Origin of the sequence: Mycolicibacillus trivialis (assembly GCF_002102395.1) — a bacterium.
GTDB classification, from domain to species: Bacteria; Actinomycetota; Actinomycetes; order Mycobacteriales; family Mycobacteriaceae; genus Mycobacterium; species Mycobacterium triviale.
Genome location: NZ_LQPZ01000015.1, coordinates 47201 through 67470, shown reverse-complemented (window position 1 = coordinate 67470; position 20270 = coordinate 47201). Strand labels below are relative to the sequence as shown.

The 20270-nt window shown below is 71.4% G+C and carries 20 protein-coding genes and 1 pseudogene; 10 read left to right on the top strand and 11 right to left on the bottom strand.

The features are described from left to right. Position 1: 1 nt before the first annotated feature. Positions 2-802, top strand: a complete 801-nt coding sequence (locus tag AWC30_RS05865) for a glycerophosphodiester phosphodiesterase (protein ID WP_085109260.1) — start codon at positions 2-4, stop codon at positions 800-802. On the opposite strand, the gene AWC30_RS05860 is transcribed toward AWC30_RS05865, so the two are convergent. The 4 genes from AWC30_RS05860 to AWC30_RS05845 form a co-directional block, all read right to left on the bottom strand. Continuing rightward, complete coding sequence (locus tag AWC30_RS05860; protein ID WP_085109259.1) at positions 799-1344, bottom strand: ferritin; 546 nt, start codon at positions 1342-1344, stop codon at positions 799-801. The two genes, AWC30_RS05865 and AWC30_RS05860, sit on opposite strands and share 4 nt — an antisense overlap. 142 nt (positions 1345-1486) lie before the next feature. After that, on the bottom strand, positions 1487-2782 hold the full coding sequence (locus AWC30_RS05855; RefSeq protein WP_085109258.1) for an LCP family protein: 1296 nt from the start codon (positions 2780-2782) through the stop codon (positions 1487-1489). Between the two features lie 10 nt (positions 2783-2792). Further along, positions 2793-3560 carry a CPBP family intramembrane glutamic endopeptidase gene (locus tag AWC30_RS05850; protein WP_085109257.1) on the bottom strand — a complete coding sequence of 256 codons (768 nt, stop codon included), beginning with the start codon at positions 3558-3560 and terminating at the stop codon, positions 2793-2795. Between the two features lie 26 nt (positions 3561-3586). Next, complete coding sequence (locus AWC30_RS05845) at positions 3587-4366, bottom strand: DUF2470 domain-containing protein (protein WP_085109256.1); 780 nt, start codon at positions 4364-4366, stop codon at positions 3587-3589. A gap of 84 nt (positions 4367-4450) precedes the next feature. Here AWC30_RS05845 and pheA point away from each other — a divergent pair, with 84 nt between their 5' ends. Both pheA and AWC30_RS05835 read left to right on the top strand, forming a co-directional pair. Further along, complete coding sequence (gene pheA, locus AWC30_RS05840) at positions 4451-5377, top strand: prephenate dehydratase (RefSeq protein WP_085109255.1); 927 nt, start codon at positions 4451-4453, stop codon at positions 5375-5377. Continuing rightward, positions 5374-6057 (top strand): histidine phosphatase family protein, encoded by a 684-nt coding sequence (locus AWC30_RS05835; protein WP_085109254.1) that lies wholly within the window; start codon positions 5374-5376, stop codon positions 6055-6057. Before pheA ends, AWC30_RS05835 begins: the two co-directional genes overlap by 4 nt. A 4-nt stretch (positions 6058-6061) precedes the next feature. On the opposite strand, the gene AWC30_RS05830 is transcribed toward AWC30_RS05835, so the two are convergent. From AWC30_RS05830 to AWC30_RS05820, 3 genes and pseudogenes are all read right to left on the bottom strand, one after another. Next, positions 6062-6244 carry a hypothetical protein gene (locus AWC30_RS05830; protein ID WP_085109253.1) on the bottom strand — a complete coding sequence of 61 codons (183 nt, stop codon included), beginning with the start codon at positions 6242-6244 and terminating at the stop codon, positions 6062-6064. A 49-nt stretch (positions 6245-6293) separates the two neighbouring features. Next, positions 6294-6632 (bottom strand): metallopeptidase family protein, encoded by a 339-nt coding sequence (locus tag AWC30_RS05825; RefSeq protein ID WP_109561948.1) that lies wholly within the window; start codon positions 6630-6632, stop codon positions 6294-6296. Positions 6633-6660: 28 nt separating this feature from the next. Next, positions 6661-7761, bottom strand: a pseudogene (locus AWC30_RS05820) (septum formation family protein); the annotation flags it as partial. 68 nt (positions 7762-7829) lie between these two features. On the opposite strand from AWC30_RS05820, the gene serS reads away from it, so the two are divergent. After that, the gene (gene serS, locus AWC30_RS05815; RefSeq protein WP_085109251.1) at positions 7830-9086 is read left to right on the top strand and encodes a serine--tRNA ligase; all 1257 of its coding nucleotides are present in this window, start codon (positions 7830-7832) and stop codon (positions 9084-9086) included. A gap of 7 nt (positions 9087-9093) precedes the next feature. Here the strand turns inward: serS and AWC30_RS05810 are convergent, their stop codons facing one another. Together AWC30_RS05810 and AWC30_RS05805 are read right to left on the bottom strand one after the other, a co-directional pair. Continuing rightward, positions 9094-9420, bottom strand: coding sequence for a hypothetical protein (locus tag AWC30_RS05810; RefSeq protein ID WP_085109250.1), 327 nt, complete (start codon positions 9418-9420; stop codon positions 9094-9096). Continuing rightward, positions 9417-10964 (bottom strand): MBL fold metallo-hydrolase, encoded by a 1548-nt coding sequence (locus tag AWC30_RS05805; protein ID WP_085109249.1) that lies wholly within the window; start codon positions 10962-10964, stop codon positions 9417-9419. The genes AWC30_RS05810 and AWC30_RS05805 overlap by 4 nt, the downstream gene beginning before the upstream one ends. A gap of 116 nt (positions 10965-11080) precedes the next feature. Between AWC30_RS05805 and AWC30_RS05800 the strand changes: the two genes are divergently transcribed. The 4 genes from AWC30_RS05800 to AWC30_RS05785 are packed head-to-tail and all read left to right on the top strand — an operon-like array spanning position 11081 to position 14215. Then, positions 11081-11851, top strand: a complete 771-nt coding sequence (locus AWC30_RS05800; RefSeq protein ID WP_085109248.1) for a lysophospholipid acyltransferase family protein — start codon at positions 11081-11083, stop codon at positions 11849-11851. Positions 11852-11853: 2 nt separating this feature from the next. Beyond that, positions 11854-12594: a lysophospholipid acyltransferase family protein gene (locus AWC30_RS05795; protein WP_085109247.1), complete on the top strand. Its 741-nt coding sequence runs from the start codon at positions 11854-11856 to the stop codon at positions 12592-12594. Positions 12595-12600: 6 nt separating this feature from the next. Continuing rightward, positions 12601-13386 (top strand): lysophospholipid acyltransferase family protein, encoded by a 786-nt coding sequence (locus tag AWC30_RS05790; protein WP_085109246.1) that lies wholly within the window; start codon positions 12601-12603, stop codon positions 13384-13386. 13 nt (positions 13387-13399) lie between these two features. Then, positions 13400-14215 (top strand): Cof-type HAD-IIB family hydrolase, encoded by an 816-nt coding sequence (locus tag AWC30_RS05785; RefSeq protein WP_085109245.1) that lies wholly within the window; start codon positions 13400-13402, stop codon positions 14213-14215. Between the two features lie 12 nt (positions 14216-14227). On the opposite strand, the gene AWC30_RS05780 is transcribed toward AWC30_RS05785, so the two are convergent. Both AWC30_RS05780 and AWC30_RS05775 read right to left on the bottom strand, forming a co-directional pair. Next, positions 14228-15850: an N-acetylmuramoyl-L-alanine amidase gene (locus tag AWC30_RS05780; protein WP_085109244.1), complete on the bottom strand. Its 1623-nt coding sequence runs from the start codon at positions 15848-15850 to the stop codon at positions 14228-14230. Positions 15851-16004: 154 nt separating this feature from the next. Next, positions 16005-16952 carry a hypothetical protein gene (locus tag AWC30_RS05775; RefSeq protein ID WP_085109243.1) on the bottom strand — a complete coding sequence of 316 codons (948 nt, stop codon included), beginning with the start codon at positions 16950-16952 and terminating at the stop codon, positions 16005-16007. Positions 16953-17144: 192 nt separating this feature from the next. Here AWC30_RS05775 and glf point away from each other — a divergent pair, with 192 nt between their 5' ends. After that, complete coding sequence (gene glf / locus AWC30_RS05770; protein ID WP_085109242.1) at positions 17145-18335, top strand: UDP-galactopyranose mutase; 1191 nt, start codon at positions 17145-17147, stop codon at positions 18333-18335. Beyond that, positions 18332-20260 carry a glycosyltransferase gene (locus AWC30_RS05765; protein ID WP_085109241.1) on the top strand — a complete coding sequence of 643 codons (1929 nt, stop codon included), beginning with the start codon at positions 18332-18334 and terminating at the stop codon, positions 20258-20260. The genes glf and AWC30_RS05765 overlap by 4 nt, the downstream gene beginning before the upstream one ends. Positions 20261-20270: the final 10 nt, after the last annotated feature.

Below are 20270 nucleotides of genomic sequence, written 5' to 3'. Positions count from 1 at the left end.
TATGGAGACGGGCGGACACCCCTACGTCGTCGCGCATCGGGGTGCCTCGTTCGACCGGCCGGAACACACCCTGGCCGCCTACGACCTGGCGTTGCAGGAAGGCGCCGACGGCGTCGAATGTGATGTCCGGCTGACCCGCGACGGGCACCTGGTCTGTGTCCACGACCGGCGGGTCGACCGCACCTCCAACGGGGTCGGCCCGGTGAGCACGATGACGCTGGCCCAACTGCGCGACCTGGACTACGGGGCCTGGCACGCCGGCGGTGTCGCCGAGGACGTCGGGCACACCGGGCTGTTGACCCTCGACGCCCTGGTGGGGTTGGTGCTCGACTGGCGCCGCCCGGTGAAACTGTTCATCGAGACCAAACACCCCGTGCGGTACGGCGCGCAGGTGGAAAACGCGGTGCTGGACCTGCTGCACCGCTTCGGCATCGCGACGCCGGCGTCGGCCGGGCACTCCCGGGCGGTGGTGATGTCGTTCTCGGCGTCGGCGCTGTGGCGGGTGCGCCGCGCCGCCCCGCTGCTGCCGACGGTGCTGCTGGGCAAGGCCCACCGCTACCTCAGCGGTGGCGCCCCCACGACGGTCGGGGCCACCGCGATCGGCCCGTCGATCGACACGTTGCGCAGTCACCCGCAGCTGGTGGACCGGGCTGCGGCGCAGGGGCGGGCGCTGTACTGCTGGACGGTGGACCGCTTCGCCGACGTCCGGTTCTGCCAGGAGGTGGGGGTGGCCTGGCTGGCCACCCACCACCCCGGGCGGGTCAAAGCCTGGCTGCGCGACGAGCTGCCGACCGGCGGTTAGAGCCGGCCACCGGCGGCGCGCGGCGCGCCGGATTCGGCGGGTGCCGACCCGACCTCGCGGGCCAGGTAGTTCTCCAGGTCGAACAGGTTGGAGCCGGCCCGCTCGGCGATCCGCAGCAGCGTGCCCATCAGCGCCTCCTCCTCAACCTGCTCCTTGAGGAACCACTGCATGAACTGCTCGCCGAGGTAGTCGCCTTCGTCGCGAGCCGAGGCCGCCAGCCGGGTGACCTGTTCGGTGACCGTGCGCTCCAGCGCCAGGGTCAACGCGAGCGCGTCGCGCGCGGAGTCGAAGTGGTTCCGGACGGTGTCGGTGCCGGGGATCTCCACCGGGGCGTCGCGGTCCAGCAGATACTGCACCATCATCATCGCGTGGTTGCGCTCTTCGAGTGCCTGAGCGTAGAAGAACTTCGCCAATTGCGGCAGATCTTCGCCGTCGAAATAAATGGCGACGGCGACATATTGTTGAGCCGCGGTGAATTCGTGTTGAATTTGTTCTTGAAGAAGCGCGTGGAATTTCGTCTTGTGAGAATCGTAGTCAGTCATGAGACCAAGATTACCGCAGGTCAGAGGGTTCGTCATGGAAGGTATACCTAACCCAGCCAAGGGTTGCCTAAATAAAGCCAGCCTTGGTTTATCAATGTATCGTCGGTATTCACCGCCATTATCGATTCCCGCGCGGGAATGGTCAGGGTTGGCTGTCGAGGACGTCGGCAGGCAACGGTGAGTCGGTGCGCAGCGCGTCGAACAGCTGCCCGGCCGCGGCGTGGTCCCAGACGACCACCGCGCCGGAGTCGGTGGCGGTGAATTCGCCGATCGGCACCGTCACGGTCGCGGTGTCCCCGCGCAGCGCCCAGGCCAGCCGCGCGAGGTCCCAGACCCGGTCGCCGTCATCGACGGTGAGGGCGTCGATCGCGGCGCGCGGCACCGTGACCCAGCGCCAGGGGTTGAGCAGCACCCCCGGGCTGACCGCCCGCTGCAGCAGCGCGCCGAGGAACATCCGCTGGTCGACCATCCGGTCCAGGTCGGCCCGCGGGGTGGCGCGGGTGCGCACATAGCCGAGGGCCGCGGCCCCGTCGAGTTGTTGACAGCCGGCCGGCAGGTCGATCCCGGCCAGCGGGTCGGCCATCGGCTCGGTGAGACACATCTCGACCCCGCCGAGCGCGTCGACCAGCCCGGCGAAGCCGCCGAACCCGACCTCGAGGTAATGCTCCACCCGCAGCCCGGTGGCCTGCTCGACGGTCTGCACCAACAGCGGTGCGCCGCCCATCGAGTAGGTGGCGTTGACCTTGTCCTCGCCGTAGTCCGGGATCGGCAGGTAGGAGTCGCGTGGGATCGAGACCACGGTGGCCGGCTGCGCCGACCCCCACCGCGGAAGGTGGACCAGCAGGATCGTGTCGGTGCGGCCGTCGCCCAGGTCGCCGCCGGTGGACAGGCTGCCCTGCTGTTCGTCGGACAGGTGTTGGCGGCTGTCCGAACCCACCAGCAGCCAGGTGGTGCCTGCGCCCGCGGCGGGGCGTTCCGGGTAGTCGGCGAGCGCGGGGATGCGATGTAGGGCGTTGTCGGCCCAGATGCCGCCGCCGATCACCGCCGCGACGGCCGCCAGCGTGAGCAACAGCAGCAGCGTGCCCAGCCGCCGGCCCCACCGGCGTTTGCGCCGCGGCGGCCGCGGACGGGTGGCGGCCGGGGGCGTCGGCGCCGGGCGTGGCGGCGGTGCCGGGCGGCCGGGATGACCGGCGGGCGGGCCCGGTCGGGGTGGCGGGGGTCGGCCGGCGTCGGGATCGGCCGGCCGTGGCGTTCGGGACGGCTGCGGTGGCGGTGGCCGCCACGGCGCCGGCGGCGGGGGGCGGCGCGGCGGCTGCGGTCGCCGGCCCGGCGGTGGCGGCCCGCCGGCGCGGCCGGGTGGAGGCGGGCGGTAGAGCGGATCGCGGCGCAGCTGCTGCGGCGGTTCCCGCCGCGGCTCGGGAGGCCGGTTGCCGCTCACCCGGCCAAATCTACGCGGCGAACCAGCCGAACCGGCCCGCCAGCAGCGCGTACCCGACGAACGCGACCGTGTCGATCAGGCCGTGCGCGATGACCAGCGGCCACAGCCGACCGCTGCGCTGCCAGGCGTAGCCGAACACCGCCCCCATCACCGCGTTGCCGATTCCGGCGCCGAACCCCTGATAGAGGTGATAGGCGCCGCGCAACAGGCTCGAGCAGGCCAGTCCCACCGCCGGGTGCACGCCGAGCTGGCGCAGCCGGGTGAGCAGATAGCCGACCACGACCACCTCCTCGGCCCAGCCGTTGGCGAAGGCGATGGCGATCAGCATCGGCACCCGCCACCAGGTGTCGTCGAGTCCGGACGGGATCACGGTGGCGTTGAGGCCCATCGCCCGGGCCGCGAAATACAGTCCCAGGCCGGGCAGCCCGATGAGCGCGGCCAACCCGGCCGCGGCGGGCAGGTCCACTCGCCAGCGCGGCCGGCCCAGCCCGATCCGGCGCGGCCCGAGCCCGCTGCGCCACAGCAGGTAGACCGCCAGCGCCCCCCAAGCCAGCAGCTGGACCACGACGGCGGCGTTGAGACCCAGATCGATCAGGTCGAACCGGGAGCGTTTCGGGTTGAGCGGGACCTGCTCGGCGCGCAGGTCGCGCAGCACCGAATCGGTCAGCGCCAGGATCGCGGTCAGCGCGCTGAGCCCGAAGGTGACCGCCAGCACGATGCCGACCTCCAGGCGCAGCGCCCGGGCCGACAGGATGGGCGGCTCACCGTCGGCGGTCACCGGCCCACGGTAGCCAACCGGTGGGCTCAGCCCTGGCGCGGCCGCAACCCGGCCAGGAACGGGCAGCCCATCAGCAACCGGATGGCCTGCCCGAGGCTGCGAGCGTCATCGACCGGCCGGTGGAACGGCAGCCGGACGTCGTGATCGCCGGCGTCGTCCTCGACCCGCAGCGACACCCCGTAGCGGTCCAACGCCAGCGGCCGCACCGTGCCGCGGCGCAACCGGGTGGGCAGCCGCGCGGCCAGCCGCGCCATCACCTCGGGGTGGGCGATCTCCAGGTGCCGCAGCCAGCCGGCTTCGGTCGCGCAGAACGGATCGGGTGCGGCGGCGAGCAGTTCGGCCGCCCCGATGGCTTCGGCGCCACCGGCGTCGGCGACCACCACCGACTCCACCGCCAGCCGCGCCAGCCGGTAGCAGACCTCGCCGTCGTGCGGCGGCCCGGTCAGCGGGGTCTGCACCTGGAGCAGCGCCGGGTCGGGGTTCTCCGCGGCGATCCGGTCCAGCAGGCCGGGGACCGACGCCGGCTCGACCGGCTGAAGACGGCCGCGTACCCACACGAGCGCCCGCACCGGGGTGCGCAGCGCCAGCGGAGCCCGGTCGGTGAGCTCGAGCATGGCCGGGGTGGCGGCCGCCGCGGTGAAGTCGGCCGGGACCGCCACCGCGAACCCGCCGTCGGCGAGCAGGTGGTGCACCGGGACGGTGACCGGTGTCAGGCCGTCCACCGCGAGCAGGGCGTCGTCGGCGCGGGCGCAGGCGCTGCGGATCCGCTCGGCGGTGGTCGGTGCCGCCGCGGCGAGGCGTGTCATCGCTCCCCTTCCGTAAGTGAGGTAAGGCTAACTTAATAAGCGGGAAGCGGGGGCGCAAGTCGGCACACCCGATAGTGTTTGACGGTGGTCCGTATCGCCTACCTCGGTCCCCATGGGACCTTCACCGAAGCGGCCCTGCTGCAGATGATCGCCGCGGGCGCGCTGCCCGCACGCCCGACCGGCGAGGTCCGGCAGATCTCCACCACCGGCGCGGCGGCCGCCCTCGACGCGGTCCGCGACGGCTCTGCCGACTACGCGTGCGTGCCGATCGAGAACTCCATCGACGGCTCGGTGGCGCCCACCCTGGACAGCCTGGCCACCGGTCGCCCGCTGCAGCTCTATGCCGAGACCACCCTCGACGTCGCGTTCAGCATCGTGGTGCGGCCCGGCCGCGCCACCGTCGACGTGGCCACCGTCGCCGCCCACCCGGTCGCCGGTGCGCAGGTGCGCCGCTGGCTGGCCGCCGAACTGCCGGCCGCCCGCCTGCTGCCCGCCCACTCCAACGCCGCCGCGGCCGAGCAGGTTGTCGACGGCACCGCCGACGCCGCGGTGAGCACCGCGCTGGCCGCCGACCACCACGGCCTGGCCACGCTGGCCGCCGGTGTCGTCGACGAGCCCAACGCCCGGACCCGGTTCGTGCTGGCCGGCCGCCCCGGCCCGCCACCGGCGCGCACCGGCGCCGACCGGACCTCGGTGGTGCTGCGCATCGACAACGCCCCCGGGGCCCTGGTCGCCGTGCTCACCGAGTTCGGGATCCGCGACATCGATCTGACCCGTATCGAATCCCGGCCCACCCGGGTGGAGTTGGGCACCTACCTGTTCTTCCTGGACTGCGTCGGCCACCTCGACGACGACGCCGTCGGTGCGGCACTTAAAGCGCTGCACCGACGTTGTGTCGATGTGCGCTATCTAGGATCCTGGCCCACCGGTGCGGTGGCCGGCGCGACCCCGCCACCGGCCGACGCGGCCGCACGCTGGCTGGAGTCGCTCAAACGTGGGGAGCGGGCGTGAGCGGGCGGCTGGTGCTGGTGCGCCACGGCCAGTCCTACGGCAACATCCACCGCCGACTCGACACCCGGCCGCCCGGCACCGCGCTCACCCCGCTCGGTCGGGAACAGGCCCGGGCCTTCGCCGGCGCGGGGTCGCTGCGGCCTGGCCTGCTGGCCCACTCGGTGGCGACCCGGGCGGTGCAGACCGCCGAGGAGATCGCCGGCAAGCTGGCGGTGGTGCCGCGCACCGTCGACGGTGTCTACGAGGTGCAGGCCGGCGACCTGGAGGACCGCAGCGACCGGGACGCCCTCGACGAATTCCACCGGGTCTACCGGCAGTGGCATCACGGCGATCTCGAGGCACGGGTTCCCGGCGGGGAGAGCGGCACCCAGGTGCTGGACCGGTATCTGCCCGCGGTGACCGAGTTGCGGGTGCGCTACCTCGACGATCACGACTGGACCGCCGATGTGATCGTGGTCAGCCACGGCGCAGCGATCCGGCTGGTCGCCGCGGTGCTCGCCGGGGTCGAGGCCGACTTCGCGCTCGACAACCACCTCAGCAACGCCGAGTCGGTGGTGTTGGCCCCGATCACCGACGGGCGGTGGAGCTGCGTGCAGTGGGGCGGGCGCACCCCGCCGTTCGGCCCGGAACGGCGACCCGCGCCGACCGCCGACTCACTCGGCGCCGACCCGATGGGTTAGCGGCTCAGCCCACCAGTTCCGCGCAGCGGCACCCGGTGTCGCAGCACTCGACCGTGCAGACATGCCGATCGGAGTGGTGGTCGACGCAGCCGTCGGCGGTGCACTCGGAGTGGCGGCAGGAGTGGTCGATCACGGTGCCGTGGCAGTGGTCGACGTCGTCGTGGCAGTACCGGCAGCCGTTGCTCATGGCTCGTTTCTAGCACCCGACGCCGACAACGCGGCGCCGCCGTGCCGGGTCAGCCCCAGCCCAGTTCGTGCAGGCGGTCGTCGTCGATCCCGAAGTGGTGGGCGATCTCGTGGATGACGGTGATCGCCACCTCGTCGACCACCTCCTGCTCGGAGTGGCAGATGTCGAGCAGGGCGTCGCGGTAGATGGTGATCGCGTCGGGTAACGACCCGGCGTAGTTGGAGTCCCGCTCGGTCAGCGCCACCCCCTCGTACAGTCCGAGCAGGTCGGGCTCGTCGGGGTTGCGGTCGGCGACCAGCACCACCACGTTGTCCAGGGCGGCGGCCAACCGGGGTGGGATCAGGTCGAGCGCATCGGAGACCAGCTCCTCGAACCGCTCGGCCGGCATCGAAACCGCCACGGCCGGTTCAGCTCCCGGGCAACGGCAGCAGGTCCAGCCGCTCCTCGGGGATGTCCGGCGGCGGCACCGGCGGCTGGCCGTTGATCAGCAGGTCGGCTTTGGCGCTGTTGAGCAGCGTGGCCCAGCCACCGTTGCCCAGCGTCATACCGACGCTGCAGCTGAGCTGACGGCTACCCGCGGTCCAGCTCGGCAGCGAGATCGTGCTGTAGAGCAGGGTCAGCGTGGTCTCCCGCAGCTTCACCGGCGCCAGGTACTCCTCGGTGACCCGGGTGCAGACCTCCTTGATGTAGGCGTCCTGTTCGGGTTCGGCGGGCAACACGTCGTGGAACCGCTCGGCCAGGTCGACCGTCCCGGTGACCTCCATCGAATGCGGTGCGGCGCAATCCACCGGGATGTCGGAGGGCTGGTTGGTCTCGGTGTCGATACCCAGGCAGGTGCCCGGCGGCCACACCTTCGACTGGTCCTGGTCAGCGACCCGGCCGCTGAACAGCAACTGCGTGTCGCCGGGGCCGGGCAACTGCAGACCGCACAGCATCCGGCGCTCCCCGGAGTGCTGCCAGGGCTTGTCGCCCGGCCACAGCACCCCGATCGCGAACCGGCCGTTGGGGTCGTAGCGCGGGCCGAGGTAGCGGTGCACCGCCCGCTCGCACTGCTCGCTGCCGATCGCGCGCAGCCGGTCCGCCGACGGGGGTGCCGCGTCGGGGCCGTACTCCGAGCCGGGGAACGCCCGCATGTCGACGGCTTCGGCCACCTCGAACCGGTGCTCGCCGGCGCAGTCGGCCAGCGCGACCGCGTTGGGGCTGTCCTCCGGCCAGGTCAGGCAGTCCCCGGCAGCCGCGTTGCTGAACGCGTCGTTGGTCCGCGTGGTCACCGGGTTCTGGCTGTCCAGGCCCAGGTAGCCGATCAGCCCCTCGTCCTGGTCGACCAGCGGGATGGCGGCGGCCACCCCGGCGATGAGCAGTCCGCCCAGCGCGGTGAGCAGCAACGTGCGCCGCGCCGCGCGCGACGACCGGGTGCGCAGCCGCGGCCACCGCACCCGCCGCCGTTTCGGCTGTTCGGCGGGCGCGTCGCTCGGCTCGTCGACCGCGTCATCGATCGGATCTGGCTCGTCGGACATCGCCACCATTCTGACAGGCACCCCGGCCGACCGTTCCGGCAGCCGGGCCGAAAAGTAGTGTTCAGGCCGTGATCGACCTCAGGTTGCTGCGTGAAGACCCCGACGCCGTCCGGCGCTCCCAGATCAGCCGCGGCGAGGACCCGGCGCTGGTGGACGCGCTGCTCACCGCCGACGCCGACCGGCGTGCCGCGATCTCGGCCGCGGACACGCTGCGCGCCGAGCAGAAGGCGGCCAGCAAGCAGGTCGGCGCCGCCTCCCCCGACGAGCGGCCCGCGCTGCTCGAGCGGGCCAAGGACCTCGCCGCACAGGTCAAGGTCGCCGAGGCCGCCCAGGCGCAGGCCGAAGCGGCGCTGACCGCCGCGCACCTGGGCATCGCCAACATCATCGTCGACGGGGTGCCCGCCGGGGGCGAGGACGACTTCGCGCTGCTCGACGTGGTCGGTGAACCGGCCGGCCTGACCGACCCGCGCGACCACCTCGAACTCGGCGAGGCGCTGGGCCTGATCGACATGGCCCGCGGCGCCAAGGTCGCCGGCGCCCGGTTCTACTTCCTCACCGGGCGTGGCGCCCTGCTCCAGCTGGGTCTGCTGCAGCTGGCGGTGCGGCTCGCGGTCGACAACGGGTTCACCCCGATGATCCCGCCGGTGCTGGTCCGGCCCGAGATCATGTCGGGCACCGGTTTTCTCGGCGCCCACGCCGAGGAGGTGTACCGGCTGGAGGCCGACGACCTGTACCTGGTCGGCACCTCCGAGGTGCCGCTGGCCGGCTACCACGCCGACGAGATCCTCGACCTGTCCGCCGGGCCGCTGCGCTACGCCGGCTGGTCGTCGTGTTTCCGCCGGGAGGCCGGCAGCCACGGCAAGGACACCCGCGGGATCATCCGGGTGCACCAGTTCGACAAGGTGGAGGCGTTCGTCTACTGCCGGCCCGGGGAGGCCGAGGCCGAGCACCAGCGGCTGCTGGACTGGCAGCGGCAGATGCTCGCCGCCATCGAGGTGCCCTACCGGGTGATCGACGTGGCCGCAGGCGACCTCGGCGACTCGGCGGCCCGCAAGTTCGACTGCGAGGCGTGGGTGCCCACCCAGAACGCCTACCGCGAGCTGACCTCGACTTCCAACTGCACCACGTTCCAGGCCCGGCGGCTGGCGACCCGCTACCGCGACGAGAACGGCAAACCGCAGACCGCGGCCACCCTCAACGGCACCCTGGCCACCACCCGCTGGCTGGTCGCGATCCTGGAGAACCACCAGCAGCCCGACGGCAGCGTTCGGGTGCCGGCCGCGCTGGTGCCGTATGTGGGTGCGGAGATGCTCACCCCCGGCTGAGCCCCGGTCAGCCGACCAGTTCGCGCAGCGCCGCGATGAAGGCGGTCGGATCCGCCGGGGTGAACGCCGGGTTCGGCCAGGTGTCGTCGACCTCGAGGGTCACCAACGTCGAGCGCAGCGGCCGCTGGATGTCCAGCGGCAGCCACCGCCGCAGGTCCGAACTGCCCCAGATCCGAAACCGGTGCATGAAGAACCCCAGCGGTTCGGTCCGGTAGCCGCGGATCGCGGCGATCGGGATCACCTTGGACGTCCCGGACGGGAAGTGGTAGCGGCGCAACGTGATCGCCTGTCGATCCAGCTGGATGAGGCCGTCGTCGTAGCGCTGCGAAGTCATAGTTTGGCGCACCGCAGTTCGTGGCCGCGCGCGGTCAGGCAGCGGCCGGTCTCCAGATCCCACTGCCAGCCGTGTTGATTGCAGGTCAGCGTCGTGTCTTCCACCACACCGAATTTCGACAGGTCGGCTTTCATGTGTGGGCAGCGACGCTGAATCTCGTAGCCGCCCAACTCGATCGTGGCCGAGTCGTCGTGCGCCTCGCCGAACCAGCCGTCGGCGTAGACGATCCGGTCCTCGGTGAGGCATTTGAAGAACGTGTAGAGGTATTCGTTGTAGCCGCCCACCCGCCAGGCGGTGAACCGGGTCGACAGGAAAATCGTGTTGACCCAGTCGGGTTCGTCGTCCCGCAGCACCGTCCGGACCAGTTCCGGCGCGATGGCGAACCCGTAGCGGAACTTCTCGCCGGCGGCCGGTGCCCGCACCGAGCGGTTCGGGAAGTCCAGCACGACCGTTTCGGGCCCGAGCACCAGTTCCACCGGATAGCCGACCCCGTCGCAGATCTCGTCGCTGTGCGCCATGATCGGCTCGAACAGGGCCTGCAGCGGGGCCAGCAGCGGCTCCCCGGCCGCCGGCGCCCACGACGCTTTCTCCGCGGCGAGCACCGGGGCCATCCGCTCGGCGTAGGCGGCGATGTAGTCGGCCTTGCCGGTGGTGAAGATCGCCTCCACCTCCGCGGTGGGCAGCGGATGGGTCAGCGACTCCAGATCCCGACCGGCGAAGGTGGCCACCGAGCCGGGCATCATCAGCAGCCCCCGGTCGTGGCCGTTGCGGCGCATCTGGTCGAGGAAGACCATCTGGTCGGGGAAGATGTTGGCCGGATCGCCGTGGTCGTCGTTGAGGTGACGCAACTCCGGGTCCAGGAAACACGGCGGCCCCGCCGAGGGCACCACCCAGGTGGCGCCGACGTGGGCGATGTACTGGCGGGCCCGGTCCATCTGGCGCTGGCGTTTCTGGGTGCCGAACGCGGCCTTGGCGCGGGCGGGCATGTCGTAGACCATCGGGTACCAGATCGCCCCGGAGTACTGCAGCAGGTGCACGTCGATGTGGTCGAAGGCGTCGAGGACGTCGAGGTCGACCGGCCGGGAGTCGTTCATGTTGAACACGGTGGTGGTGCCGTCGGAGACCACCAGGCCCGAGTCGCCGATCGGGCCGTCGGCCGGTGCGCGCAGCGCGATGATCATGATGTCCAGGTCGCCCTTGGGGCCGGTGACCGTCTGCCGGACCGAGTCGGTGGTCTCCACGAAGCGGTGGAAGCCGATCTTCTCCAGCTCGGTGCGCAGGTCGGGCACCGGATAGTCCGGAAGCAGCACCACCGCGTCGGTGTTGACGTGCGCGCTCAGGTGCCGTGGGTCGAAGTGGTCGTGGTGCAGGTGGGAGATGTAGAGGTAGTCGCAGTCGCCCAGCGCGGCCCAGTCCAGGTCGCTGTTGTCGGGGAACGGGAACCACGACGCGAAATAGGCCGGGTTCACCCACGGGTCGCACAGGATGCTGCCCGCGCGGGTGTCGATCCGGAAACCCGCATGTCCGATGCTGGTGACCTGCACTAATACCTTCTCTCGCAGCGGAGCGGCCCGGCCGTTCCGGTCCCGCCCCCGAGCTTAACCGGCTGGCGTGCGCGGCCCCGGCCCGCCGCCGGTCGGCGGAGATTAGGCTGAGCGACGTGGAGCCGGTGTACGGGACGATCATCAAATGCGCGCGGTTGGCCTGGCGGGTGCAGGGCCTCAGGTTCACGGTCAGCGGGGTGGAGAATCTGCCCGAGACCGGGGGAGCGGTGGTGGCCATCAACCACACCAGCTACTTCGATTTCACTTTCGCCGGGCTGCCCGCGTTCAAGCAGGGGTTGGGCCGCAAGGTGCGGTTCATGGCCAAGCAGGAGATCTTCGACCACAAGATCGGCGGGCCGCTGATGCGCGGCTGCAAGCACATCCCGGTGGACCGGGCCAGCGGCAACGCCTCCTTCGAGCTGGCCTGTGACTACCTGCGGGCCGGCGAGCTGGTGGGGGTCTACCCGGAGGCGACCATCAGCCGCAGCTTCGAGATCAAGGAACTGAAGTCGGGGGCGGCGCGGATGGCGATCGCCGCTGACGTGCCGATCATCCCGCACATCGTGTGGGGCGCCCAGCGGATCTGGACCAAGGGGCATCCCCGTTCGCTGTGGCGCCCGAAGGTGCCGATCACGGTCGCCGTCGGCGAGCCGATCCCGCCGACCCTGCCGGCCGCCGACCTCACCGCGCTGCTGCACTCCCGCATGCAGCACCTGCTCGAACAGGTCCAGGACGACTACGGACCGCATCCGCCCGGCGAGTTCTGGGTGCCGCGCCGGCTGGGTGGCGGCGCGCCGTCGCTGGCCGAGGCCGCGCGGATGGACGACGAGGAAGCCGCCGCCCGCGCCGCCCGGCGCGCCCAGCCCCCGGCGGCCGGCACCGAGTAGCCATGGAGCCGGTCTTCCGCTGCCTCGAGATCGCGGCCGGGGCACTGGTCAAGGTGACCGGCACCGACCTCGTCTTCACCGGGCTGGAGAACATCCCGGCCACCGGCGGCGCCGTCGTCGCGATCAACCACACCGGATACGTCGATTTCCTCCCGGCGGCGCTGGCACTGCACCGGCGGGGCCGGCGAATGCGGTTCATGATCAAGGCCGAGATGCAGCAGGTGCGGGTGGTCGACTTCCTGATCAACCACACCGGCACCATCCCGGTCGACCGCCGCGCCGGTGCGCAGGCCTACGCGGTGGCCGTCGAGCGGTTGCGCGCCGGGGAGATGGTCGGTGTGTACCCGGAGGCCACGATCAGCCGCAGCTTCGAGCTCAAGGAGTTCAAGACCGGGGCGGCGCGGATGGCACTGGCTGCGCAGGCGCCGATCATCCCGCTGATCGTGTGGGGCGCCCAGCGGATCTGGACCAAGGATCACCCGCGTCGGCTGGGCCGGCACAAAGTCCCGATCCGGGTGGTCGTCGGAGCGCCGCTGCCGCCCGCCGGCGACGTCGACGGCCTGCTCGCCGATCTGCGCGGGCGGATGACCGCCCTGCTCGACGACGCCCAGCGCGACTATCCGCGCCCGGCCGGAGCGTGGTGGGTGCCGCGGCGGATCGGCGGGGGTGCCCCCACCCCCCAGCAGGCTAAGGTTCTGGATGAGGCCGAACTTTCCCGCCGCGCGCGTCGCCCAAGGAGGTAGCCGACCATGGCCGAGCCGTTCTTCCGGTTGCTGGAAATCGTCGTGCCGCAGGTCGTGGCGGTCAACAAGACCAAAATCACCTACCACGGCTTGGACCACCTCCCGGAGCGCGGCGGTGCGGTGATCGCGGTGAACCACACCAGCTACGTCGACTGGCTGCCCGCGTCGCTGGCCGCGCTGCAGCGCAAGCGGCGGTTGCGGTTCATGATCAAGGCCGAAATGCAGGACGTCGCGGCGGTCAACTACGTCATCAAACACACCCGGCTGATCCCGGTGGACCGGGAGCACGGTGAGCAGGCCTACCACGAGGCGGTGAGCCGGCTCAAACAGGGCGAGCTGGTCGGCGTGCACCCGGAGGCGACGATCAGCCGCAGCCTGGAGCTCAAGGAGTTCAAGACCGGGGCGGCGCGGATGGCGCTGGAGGCGCAAGTGCCGCTCATACCGATGATCGTGTGGGGCGCCCAACGGATCTGGCCCAAGGACCACCCGAAGAACCTGTTCCGCAACAACGTCCCGATCACGGTGGAAGCCGGACAGCCGCTGGCCCCACGGGGCAGCGCCGAGCAGCTCATCGGTCAACTGCGCAGCCAGATGGTCACGATCCTGGACAAGGTGCAGCGTGAATACGCTCACCCCACCGGCGCACACTGGGTGCCGCGTCGGCTCGGCGGGGGAGCGCCCAGCCCGGAAGAGTCGGCGGTGCTGCGCCGCGAGGAACTGCTCGCGCGTGCCAGGCGCCACGAGGAAGCCGCCCGCAAGCGCGCCGGCGCGCCGCCGAGGCGGGTCCGGTGACGGCCGGATCGCGGTGAGGGCGGCACCTGCGCTGATCGCCAGCGACGTTGACGGCACCCTGCTCGACGATGACGACACCGTGTCCGCGCGGACCCGGGCGGCGGTGCTCGCCGCGCTCGACGGCGGCGCCCGGTTCATCCTGGCCACCGGCCGTCCGCCGCGCTGGATCCGCCCGGTGGTCGACGAACTCGGGTTCGCTCCGATGGCGGTCTGCGCCAACGGCGCGGTGCTCTACGACCCCGCGACCGACCGGGTGCTCGCCGCCCGCACCTTGAGCCCCGACGCCCTGGTCAAGCTCGCCGACCTGGTGGCCCGCGCGCTGCCCGGCGCGGGGTTGGCGGTGGAACGGATCGGTGAGCGAGCCCACGACGCCGCCACCCCGCAGTTCGTCAGTTCGCCCGGCTACCACCACGCCTGGCTCAACCCGGACAACACCGAGGTCTCACTGGCCGACCTGCTCAGCGCGCCCGCGGTCAAGCTGCTGGTCGGCATGCCGGGGGCGCGCAGCGCCGACATGGCCGCCGAACTGGCCCGGCACGGCACCGAGGCGGAGGTGACGTACTCGACCGATCGGGGATTGATCGAGGTGGTGCCGCCGGGGATCAGCAAAGCCACCGGCATCGCCGAGATCACCGGCCCGCTGGGCATCGCCGACATCGAGGTGCTGGCATTCGGGGACATGCCCAACGACGTGCCGATGCTGCACCGGGCCGGCCACGGGGTGGCGATGGGCAACGCCCACCCCGTGGCGATCGCCGCCGCCGACGAGATCACCGCCGCCAACACCGACGACGGACTGGCCCGGGTGCTGGAGCGGTGGTGGCCGTGACCGTGCGGACGGTCAGTCGGCCGGGCTGACCGGCGGGGAGAACCGCTCGAGCTGCACCGGCGGGCCGCCGGCGGTCGGCGGCGGCAGCACCTGCGCCATCCCGTCGACCACCCGGGTGACGTTGCCGGTGAGCCGGTCGAAGTTCAGCGTCCCGTGCTGGAAGTTCTGACCGATCCACTGCGGTTCCTGGATCTCCCCGCTGGTCGGCAACCCCAGCACGCCACGCTCGTAACCCAGGGCGGCCCAGGCGTCGTAGATCGCGCCGGTCAGCGGCTGGGCGCCGGTCTGCGGCGACCAGTACATGGCGCCGTGGCTGAAGGTGGCGTATCGGGTCGCGTCGGCGCCGGCGGATTCCGGCGAGGTCGGCGCCCCCAGCACGCTGTCCATGCCGCCCATCGCCTGCCAGCGGGCCAGGATCGCGCCGCCCTGCAGCGCGTCGATCAGGTCCTCGGGCCCGGGCGGGCGGTTGAACCGGGCCGCCGCGGTGCGAATCCAGTCCAGCATCGCGTAGGCCTGGTGGCCGGGGCAGTCGGTGGCGCCGACGTCGCGGTGGGTGAAGATCGCCGGCAGGGTGGTGACGGTGTCGCGGACCACGCTGGTGTAGGCGCCGCCCGCCGAGCGCAGCGTGGCGGTGCCCAGCGGGTCGACCCCGTCGAGGCTGAGCCGCCAGCCCAACAGCCGTGCCACGGTGCGGGCCTGCACCGCGGTGGGCGGTTCGTCGTCGAAGTTGCCCAGCATCGCCACGCCCCAGGTGCCGGTGTTGAACCCACCGGTGTGCGAGCCGCGCACCGCCCGGTTGATACCGCCGGCCCGGCCCTCGAAGACCTGCCCGTACCGGTCGACCAGGGCGTTGTAGGCGATGTCGCACCAGCCCAGTGTGCGGGTGTGGTACGCCTGGATCGCCTGCACGATCGCCGGTGAATCCTGCGGGCTGTAGTCGTTGCTGCCCGCGGTGTGGTGCACGACCGCGGCCCGGATCCGGTCGCCGTAGTCGGCCGGGCAGCGGGTGGTCTCATCGGCCCCCCACTGGGCGCGGCCGATGATCGCGGGCGGCTGGCCCGGCGGGGTCACCGCGTTCGGCGGGTTCCACTGCGCGTCGACGGGCGCCTGGGGCGGCGAGATCAACACCGCCGAGACGTTCTGCCCCAGCGATTCCTCGGTCGCGGCGGGCCGGTAGCCCAGACCGGTGTCGGCCGATTCGGTCTGCTCGCCGGTGGTGGTCGGCGCGCCGGCCGGACGGGTCACCTCGATCTGCACTGTGTGTGTCCGTCCGACGAACACCGGTTCGGTGCCGCGCCGCTCGGCGGCGGCGTCGTCGCCGGCGAACTCCGGCGCCTCGACCTCGAACCACGGCCCCCACCCGCCGTGCTCGTCGCGGGCGCGGACCCGCGCCGACGTCCCGGCCAGGTCGGTGCCGGTCAGCGCGATCAGGGAGAACGGGGTGTCCTGGCTGAGCTCGCGGACGCTGACGCCGCCGCCGAGGTCGGGTAGGGCCTGCTCGGCCAGCCGGGTGTCGGCGGCGCTCGCCGGGGCCGGGCGGTCCTCGGCGCCGCCGTCGAGTGCCCAGGGCAGGATCACGACGGTGGCGGCGATGGCGGTAAGCAGCATCGTCGGCGCGGGACGGCGGGACGGCACGCGTCGATGTTACGTACGTGTCACAAGTTATAGATGTTTCGACACGACATTAATGAGAAAGAAGTGACTCAACCTGTAACGGCACCGCAGAGTCTGTGAGTTGCTGGGCCGGGCGGCCCAGGCTCCCTCTGCGGTGCCGTTGGGTAACAGGTCGTTACTGCAGGGCCGCGTCGGCGGCGGCGTCGGTCGCCGCACCGGCCGCGTCGGTCGCCGCCCCGGCCGCGCCGGCCGCAGCGTCGGTCGCGGCGTCGGTGGCGGCTGCCGCCGGAGCCGCGGGGTTGACCCCCTGGGCGGCCTGGGTGATCGACGGCATCACCACGCCCTTGAGCAGGTCCATCACCTGACCGGCACCCAGCTGCTGGGCGGCGCTCATCACGTCGCTGACGATCCCGCCGCCGGACGAGGTCGCCGGCGAGACCGGCATCGCGCCCAGGGAGGGGTCACCGAGGATGGGGTAGGTGCCCATCGACGGGTCCATCCCGATGGGAGCGGTGATCGGCATCTCGCTGGGGCCGATCGGGGAGAGCCCGTCGGTGGGTCCGAGCAGCGCCGGGTCCACCCCCGGCAGCGTCGCGGCCGGGTTGGTCAGCCCCGGGTCCACGCCGGGCAGCGCACCGGCCGGGTCGACGCCGGGCAGGGCGCCGCCCGGGTCGGGCAGGGCGCCGGTCGGGTCGGTCAGCCCGGGGGAGAGCTGCGCGGGGTCGGTCAGGCCGGGCATCGCCCCGGTCGGGCTGGTCAGGCCGGGGTTGGTCAGCGCGGGGTTGGTCAGCCCGGGGGAGGTGAGACCCGGCGAGGTCAGGCCCGGCGAGGTCAGGCCCGGCGAGGTCAGCCCGGGGCTGGTCGCCGGCATGGCCCCGGCCGGGCTCAGCCCGGTCGGCACCGGCGGCAGGTTGATCCCGAACTGGGACAGGCCCTGGCTGAGGGCCGACATGAGTTCGTTCGGCAGGTCGGTCACCACCGCAGCGCGGACGAAGTCGGGCTGCTCCGGGGTGGCGCTGGCGCTCAACTCGGAAACGGTGACTACGGCAAATGGACTTGCGACTGCCAGCGCGGCGACTGCGCTCATGGCTGTCGAGAGCTTGCGTCGACGTCGGTTCGGCACGGAAGTCTCCTCAATGGTGTGACTACTGCATCGGGTGCAGCACGGCAGGGAGCCGCTGTGATCGATGGTACGAGTGTGAATAGTGAGATTGGTGTGACGAGATCGAATCGTGAGCCAATCGCGATCTGCCCGCCGGCAACCGGTCGGAGCGCCGCGACGGGAACGCCGCCGGGTCCGATACTCTAGGCGCCGATGACCGCACGTTATGACCTTTTCGTCGTCGGATCCGGGTTCTTTGGGCTGACCATCGCCGAGCGGGCGGCCACCCAGCTCGGCAAGCGGGTCCTCGTGATCGAGAAGCGGCCCCACATCGGGGGCAACGCCTACTCCGAGGCCGAACCGCAGACCGGGATCGAGATCCACAAGTACGGCGCCCACCTGTTCCACACCTCCAACAAGCGGGTGTGGGACTACGTGCGCCAGTTCACCGAGTTCACCGGCTACCAACACCGGGTCTTCGCCATGTACGACGGGCAGGCCTACCAGTTCCCGATGGGCCTGGGGCTGGTGAGCCAGTTCTTCGGCCGCTACTTCACCCCCGACGAGGCCCGCGCCCTGATCGCCGAGCAGGCGTCGGAGATCGCCACCGCCGACGCGAAGAACCTCGAGGAGAAGGCGATCTCGCTGATCGGCCGCCCGCTGTACGAGGCGTTCGTCAAGGGCTACACCGCCAAGCAGTGGCAGACCGATCCGGTCGACCTGCCCGCCGCGGTCATCAGCCGGCTGCCGGTGCGCTACAGCTTCAACAACCGCTACTTCAACGACACCTACGAGGGTCTGCCCGTCGACGGCTACACCGCCTGGCTGGAGAACATGGCCGCCGACCCCAACATCGAGGTCCGGTTGGACACCGACTGGTTCGACGTCCGCGATGACCTGCGCGCGGCCGCCCCGGACGCCCCGGTGGTCTACACCGGCCCGCTGGACCGCTACTTCGACTACGCCGAGGGCCGGCTGGGCTGGCGGACCCTGGATTTCGAACTCGACGTCCTCGACACCGGCGACTTCCAGGGCACCTCGGTGATGAACTACAACGACATCGAGGTGCCCTACACCCGTATCCACGAGTTCCGTCACTTCCACCCCGAGCGCGACTATCCGACCGACAAGACCGTGATCATGCGGGAGTACTCTCGGTTCGCCGGCGACGACGACGAGCCTTACTACCCGATCAACACCGAGGCCGACCGCGCGGTGCTGGCGGCCTACCGGGCTCGTGCGAAAGCCGAGACCGCCGCGTCGAACGTCCTGTTCGGCGGGCGGCTGGGCACCTACCAATACCTGGACATGCACATGGCCATCGCGAGCGCGCTGAGCATGTACGACAACGTCCTCGCCCCGCACCTGCGTGACGGCGTGAGGTTGGAAGAGAGCAAACCATGAGCGACATCCCCTCCGGCCCGCTCGAGGACACCGAATCGCGCGCGGTCAGCCTGCTGGCGCGGGTCATCCTGCCCCGCCCCGGCGAGCCGCACGACGTGCGCAAGCTCTACCTCGAGGAGTCGGCCACCAACGCCAGGCGCGCCCACGCGCCCAGCCGCACCACCCTGGAGATCGGCGCCGAATCCGAGGTGTCGTTCGCCACCTACTTCAACGCCTTCCCGGCCAGCTACTGGCGGCGTTGGTCGACGCTGGAGTCGGTGGTGCTGCGCGTCGAACTCACCGGCTCGGCGCGAGTGGACGTCTACCGCACCAAGGCGACCGGCGCGCGGATCAGCGTCGGCGGCGGGGAGATCACCGCCGACCCCGCCGGCGAGCCCGCCTGGACCGAGTTCGAGATCGACCTCTCGCCGTTCGAGGACGGTGGCTGGATCTGGTTCGACATCACCACCTACAGCCCGGTGCGGCTACACAGCGCAGGCTGGTACGCGCCGCAGCCCGCGCCCGGCCGCGCCAACATCGCGGTGGGCATCCCCACCTTCAACCGGCCCGCCGACTGCGTCAACGCGCTGGCGGCGCTGACCTCCGACCCGCTGGTCGACGAGGTGGTCGGCGCGGTGATCGTCTCCGACCAGGGCACCGCCAAGGCCGTCGACCACCCGGGCTTCGCCGAGGCCGCCGCCGCCCTGGGCGACCGGCTGACCATCCACAACCAGCCGAACCTGGGCGGCTCCGGCGGTTACAGCCGGGTGATGTACGAGGCGCTGAAGAACACCGACTGCGAACAGATCCTGTTCATGGACGACGACATCCGCATCGAGCCGGACTCGATCCTGCGGGCGCTGGCGATGAACCGGTTCGCCAAATCACCCACGCTGGTCGGCGGCCACATGCTCAACCTGCAGGAGCCCTCGCACCTGCATGTGATGGGTGAGGTGGTCGACCGCGACGAGTTCATGTGGACCAACGCCCCGCACGCCGAATACGACCACGACTTCGCCAAGGCCTCGCTGGAGGAGAGTGCGGCGCTGCACCGGCGCATCGACGTCGACTACAACGGCTGGTGGATGTGCATGATCCCGCGGGCGGTCGCCGAGGAGCTGGGCCAGCCGCTGCCGCTGTTCATCAAATGGGACGACGCCGACTACGGGTTGCGCGCCGCCGAGCACGGCTATCCCACCGTCACCCTGCCCGGCGTCGCGATCTGGCACATGGCCTGGAGCGACAAGGACGACGCCATCGACTGGCAGGCCTACTTCCACCTGCGCAACCGGCTGGTGGTGGCCGCCATGCACTGGGACGGCGCGGCCCGCGGACTGTTGCGCAGCTCGCTGAAGGCGACGCTGAAACACCTCCTGTGCCTTGAATATTCGACGGTCGCGATCCAGAACCAGGCGATCGCGGACTTCCTGGCCGGCCCGGAGAACCTCTTCACGATCCTGGAATCGTCGCTGCCGACGGTGCACGCGATGCGCAAGCAGTACCCCGACGCGGTGGTGCTGCCCGGCGCCACCGCGCTGCCGGTGCCCTCCGGGCGCACCCGGGTCAACAAGCCGCCGGTGTCCGCCCCGGCGATCGCGGTGCGGCTGGCCCGCGGTGTCCTGCACCAGTTGACCCGCGAGGACCCCGACCACCACCGCCGACCGCAGCTCAACGTGCCCACCCAGGATGCCCGGTGGTTCCTGCTGTGCAAGGTCGACGGGGTCACCGTCACCACCGCCGACGGCCGCGGTGTGGTGTACCGGCAACGCGACCGCGCCAAGATGTTCGCGCTGCTGCGCGCCTCGCTGCGCCAGCACGTCCGGCTGGCCCGCCGGTTCGACGCGATGCGGCGTACCTACCGTCAGGCGTTGCCGATGCTGTCCAGCCAGCAGCAGTGGGAGAGCGTGCTGCTCACCGAGCCGACCACCCGAGCGCCGGGCAAGTGAGCGAGCCGGG

Coding starts and splice junctions, on each gene's coding strand:
- AWC30_RS05865 (WP_085109260.1), top strand. CDS start 2: ATGGAGACGGGCGGACACCCCTACGTCGTCGCGCATCGGGGTGCCTCG.
- AWC30_RS05860 (WP_085109259.1), bottom strand. CDS start 1,344: ATGACTGACTACGATTCTCACAAGACGAAATTCCACGCGCTTCTTCAA.
- AWC30_RS05845 (WP_085109256.1), bottom strand. CDS start 4,366: ATGACACGCCTCGCCGCGGCGGCACCGACCACCGCCGAGCGGATCCGC.
- AWC30_RS05830 (WP_085109253.1), bottom strand. CDS start 6,244: ATGAGCAACGGCTGCCGGTACTGCCACGACGACGTCGACCACTGCCAC.
- AWC30_RS05825 (WP_109561948.1), bottom strand. CDS start 6,632: ATGCCGGCCGAGCGGTTCGAGGAGCTGGTCTCCGATGCGCTCGACCTG.
- AWC30_RS05810 (WP_085109250.1), bottom strand. CDS start 9,420: ATGACTTCGCAGCGCTACGACGACGGCCTCATCCAGCTGGATCGACAG.
- AWC30_RS05795 (WP_085109247.1), top strand. CDS start 11,854: ATGGAGCCGGTCTTCCGCTGCCTCGAGATCGCGGCCGGGGCACTGGTC.
- AWC30_RS05790 (WP_085109246.1), top strand. CDS start 12,601: ATGGCCGAGCCGTTCTTCCGGTTGCTGGAAATCGTCGTGCCGCAGGTC.
- glf (WP_085109242.1), top strand. CDS start 17,145: ATGACCGCACGTTATGACCTTTTCGTCGTCGGATCCGGGTTCTTTGGG.
- AWC30_RS05765 (WP_085109241.1), top strand. CDS start 18,332: ATGAGCGACATCCCCTCCGGCCCGCTCGAGGACACCGAATCGCGCGCG.